This window comes from Flavobacterium sp., assembly GCF_044373165.1.
Taxonomy (GTDB): domain Bacteria; phylum Bacteroidota; class Bacteroidia; order Flavobacteriales; family Flavobacteriaceae; genus Flavobacterium.
This window is the reverse complement of record NZ_JBILQL010000125.1, coordinates 1-3,612: the sequence shown is the minus strand read 5'-3', so window position 1 is coordinate 3,612 and position 3,612 is coordinate 1. Positions and strand designations below refer to the sequence as shown.

The 3,612-nt window shown below is 35.0% G+C and carries 4 protein-coding genes; 2 read left to right on the top strand and 2 right to left on the bottom strand.

Annotated elements, in window-relative coordinates:
- A partial coding sequence (locus ACIQ32_RS11425) for a Glu/Leu/Phe/Val dehydrogenase dimerization domain-containing protein (RefSeq protein WP_396195817.1) occupies positions 1-881 on the bottom strand: 881 nt, incomplete at its 3' end.
- Positions 882-1,146: 265 nt separating this feature from the next.
- Here ACIQ32_RS11425 and ACIQ32_RS11420 point away from each other — a divergent pair.
- Complete coding sequence (locus ACIQ32_RS11420) at positions 1,147-1,935, top strand: THC0290_0291 family protein (RefSeq protein WP_396195816.1); 789 nt, start codon at positions 1,147-1,149, stop codon at positions 1,933-1,935.
- A 6-nt stretch (positions 1,936-1,941) separates the two neighbouring features.
- On the opposite strand, the gene hflX is transcribed toward ACIQ32_RS11420, so the two are convergent.
- Positions 1,942-3,162 (bottom strand): GTPase HflX, encoded by a 1,221-nt coding sequence (hflX, locus tag ACIQ32_RS11415; RefSeq protein WP_396195818.1) that lies wholly within the window; start codon positions 3,160-3,162, stop codon positions 1,942-1,944.
- A gap of 191 nt (positions 3,163-3,353) precedes the next feature.
- Between hflX and ACIQ32_RS11410 the strand changes: the two genes are divergently transcribed.
- Positions 3,354-3,612 (top strand): hypothetical protein (locus ACIQ32_RS11410; RefSeq protein ID WP_396195815.1); only part of this gene is annotated, 259 nt, incomplete at its 3' end.

The window sequence follows — 3,612 nt, the reverse complement described above, 5'->3', positions numbered from 1 at the left end:
TAATCGGAAATTCTACCGTAATTGACATTTTTAATTTCCATGATGTAGGCTAACTTTTCAGCGTCAATACCGTCAGCATCAAAAATATAACCTGATGAATCTGAGGCAGTAACTACTTTCCCGCCTAATTGAGTTGCTTTTTGAATGGCATATTGTGCCACATTTCCTGAACCTGAAACGACTACGGTTTTTCCTGAGAAACTATCGCCTTTGGTAGCCAGCATGTTTTGAGCGAAGTAAACATCGCCGTAACCTGTGGCTTCAGGACGGATTAATGAACCACCGAAAGTGATTCCTTTTCCGGTTAATACTCCTGTAAATTCATTTCTCAATCTTTTATATTGACCAAACATGTAGCCAACTTCTCTTCCGCCTACACCAATATCTCCTGCCGGTACATCTGTGTCTGCTCCGATATGTTTTGACAATTCAGTCATGAAAGCTTGACAAAACTTCATGATTTCATTATCCGATTTTCCTTTTGGATCAAAATCAGAACCTCCTTTTCCTCCACCCATTGGTAAAGTAGTTAAGCTGTTTTTGAAAGTTTGCTCAAAAGCTAAAAATTTCAAGATGCTCAAGTTAACCGAAGGATGGAAACGAATCCCTCCTTTGTATGGTCCGATGGCAGAATTCATTTGAATTCTGTAGCCACGATTTACTTGGGTATTTCCGGCATCGTCAATCCAACAAACACGGAACATGATGACTCTTTCGGGCTCTACCATTCTTTCCAAAAGCATTTTGTTTTGGTATTTTTTATTTTGTTCAATAAAAGGAATTACGGTTTCGGCAACTTCCTTAACTGCTTGCATGAATTCAGGTTCGTGACCATTTCTTTTGGCAACTAATTCGATAAAATCGTTGATACTTTGTGACATAAAATATACTGTTTAATTTTTTTAAGAAAACGTTTTCGTAAATTCCGACAAATATACATTTTATTAAAAATGCGGGCGCAATTTTTTTAAAATTCTCAGAACTTTTGTTTTTATGTTAAGAAAATTTAAAGAAAGTTATATTTAATGTTGTGTTTTAAAACTTTTTTTGCTTTTTTTCGTATATAAATCAACAAAATTTTATTTTATTTTATAACTGAATGATGTTTTTATATATTTGTCGAGAATTGAACTTATTAGTATGCAAATGCCCAAAAAATTTATTATAGCTACACTCTTGTTATTTGCATTTTCGAATAACGCTTTGTCCCAGTTTGGGTTTTCACATGAAGTTGGGGTAATCGTAGGACCGGTTGCTTTTCAATCTGATTATGGGGAGCGACATGATTTTTCTACTAATGCCGGAAATACAGGATATGGTATCGGATTGATACATTATTTAAATTTTTCTTACCGTGCTGATTGTAACTGTTACACTCCGGAGACCTATTTTAATGATCACTTTAAGTTAAGAAGTGAGTTGTCATATAATAAAACTGAGTTACAGCATTTTGGTCGTTGGGTTGATCCAGACAAGACGTCTTTATTTGCCAATCAGTTGAGAGCAATGCGCGGAAGTACTTCGGTTACTAACATTGGAATGCAGTTAGAATATTTTCCTTTAAGTATCAGGGATTTTTCTTCTACGATTGGCGCTTGGGCACCTTTTATTAGTTTAGGAGGGCAATTTAGTTTTTATGATCCGGAAGTATATTCTTTACTTGGTGACGGAACTTTAGATAATTTTTTAACTACTCCTATTAAATACTTTGGAGGTACTACAAACCAAGGAGGAACAGTTTGGTCTATTGTAGGAAGTGTAGGCACCAGATACAAATTGACTGAGTTGTCTGACTTAATGGTTGATATGAGATTCCAGTATTACTTTTCCAACTGGGTTGATGGCCTAAATCCTGATCCTACAGTCTATCTTGAAAACAGAGCGAATGATTGGAATGTTTGGTTCAATGTAGGATATATTTATTATTTACAATAGGCTGTTTTAATCCTCTGCAGCTTCTTTATAATCAGGGTATAAAAATTTATTGTACGGGAATCGCGTGATGTGAATCTCCCTCACAGCCTCATATACTTTTTCTCTGAATTCCTCAAAATTCTCTTTGTTTGTTGCAGAAATAAAAAGAGCATTTTCTTTACCAACATTATTCATCCATGTGGTTTTCCATTCTTCCAAAGTGTAGTGTTTGGTTGTTTTTTCGGTGATTAAATCATCTGCTTCAATTAGTAAATGTTTGTAGGCGTCTATTTTATTAAAAACCATTATGGTTGGCTTGTCATTGCTTTTAATGTCGAGTAATATTTGATTCACAGATACAATGTGTTCCTCAAAATCGGCATGTGAAATATCAACTACATGTAACAATAAATCAGCTTCTCGAACTTCATCCAAAGTACTTTTGAAGGACTCAATTAATTGGGTAGGCAATTTGCGAATGAACCCAACAGTATCTGACAATAGAAATGGCAGATTTTTGATAACGACTTTACGAACGGTTGTGTCTAATGTTGCAAATAATTTATTTTCAACAAAAACTTCACTTTTACTTATGACATTCATTAAGGTTGATTTGCCTACGTTAGTGTAACCCACTAAAGCAACCCTTACCATAGCCCCGCGATTGCTTCTTTGAACGGCCATTTGTTTGTCAATTGTTCTGATTTTTTCTTTTAACAACGCAATTCTGTCACGAACAATACGTCGGTCGGTTTCAATTTCTGTTTCTCCGGGACCGCGAAGACCAATACCTCCCTTTTGACGCTCCAAGTGAGTCCACATTCCTGACAATCGTGGTAATAAATATTGGCATTGGGCCAATTCTACTTGGGTTCGTGCGTATGAAGTTTCTGCTCTTTGAGCGAAAATATCTAAAATTAAGTTGGTTCTGTCTAAGATTTTGCAGTCCAGAATTTTGGAAATATTTTTTTGTTGTGAAGGAGATAATTCATCATCAAAAATTACGGTTGAGATATTTTGCTCCTTTATAAATATATTGATTTCATCGATTTTACCGGTGCCCAAAAAGGTTTTAGGGTTAGGTTTTTCAAGTTTTTGTGAAAACCGTTTGATGACTTCTCCTCCGGCGGTAAAAGTAAGGAATTCCAGCTCATCAAGATATTCATTTAATTTTTCTTCACTCTGGTTTTGAGTGACTATTCCCACCAGTACAGTCCTTTCAAAATTTATTACTTCTTTTTCTAACATCATCTTTGATTGAGAGACAAAAGTAATGATAAGTAGTTAAAGTTTGTATACAATTATTTTACGAAAGCATAATGTTTAAAAATCAATTATTCTTTCAAAAAAAATATAAATGCCTTTTTTTTCATAATTTTTACTAAATTTGGAACTCAAAATCCAAAAAAACTCAATTAAACAACTAAAATTTTCATTTCATGAAAAAAACTACATTATTAATCTTACTGATGTTCTTTTCTGTCTTTGGCTACTCACAAATGGCTTTAGAAGGATTTGAATCAACAGCCGGTCCGAGTGCACTGCCTTCTACTAACTGGACTTTAGGCACAGGTAACTGGGCAGTTTTTGACAATGGTGTCGGTACTGCTCAGCGCTGGGGAATCAACTCTACAGTAGCAACACCTCCTATTGTTTATCAAGGGGCCAATGCAGCTTTTGTAAGCCGTGAGTTTATCG